At 47.8% G+C, this 395-nt stretch carries 1 protein-coding gene; it reads right to left on the reverse strand.

From position 1 onward, the window contains the following. Positions 1 to 66 precede the first annotated feature (66 nt). Positions 67 to 395 (reverse strand): hypothetical protein (locus LIZ98_RS17715; protein WP_227203190.1); only part of this gene is annotated, 329 nt, incomplete at its 5' end.

Genomic DNA, 395 nt, shown 5'->3' on the forward strand with positions numbered 1-395 from the left:
AATAGAAGCTTTCTCAACCAAAAACGGTGACGAGATCGAGGCTCGTCGTCAAAATTAGGGATTTTTTTACCCAAAACGGCGACGAGAACGAGTCTCGTCGTCAAAATAGAGGCTTCCCAGACCAAAAACGGTGACGAGATTGGGGCTCGTCGCCAAAATTAAGCTTTTTTCTACCCAAAACGGCGACGAGAAAGGATCTCGTCGCCAAAATTGAGCATTCCCAGACCAAAAACGGTGACGAGAACGAGTCTCGTCGTCAAAATAGAGGCTTCCCAGACCAAAAACGGCGATGAGAACGGGCCTCGTCGCCAAAATTAAGCTTTTTTCTACCCAAAACGGTGACGAGAACGGGCCTCGTCGCCAAAAACAAGCATTTCTCAACCAAAAGTGGTGAC

Source organism: Caldibacillus sp. 210928-DFI.2.18 (assembly GCF_020554505.1).
GTDB lineage: Bacteria > Bacillota > Bacilli > Bacillales > Caldibacillaceae > Caldifermentibacillus > Caldifermentibacillus hisashii.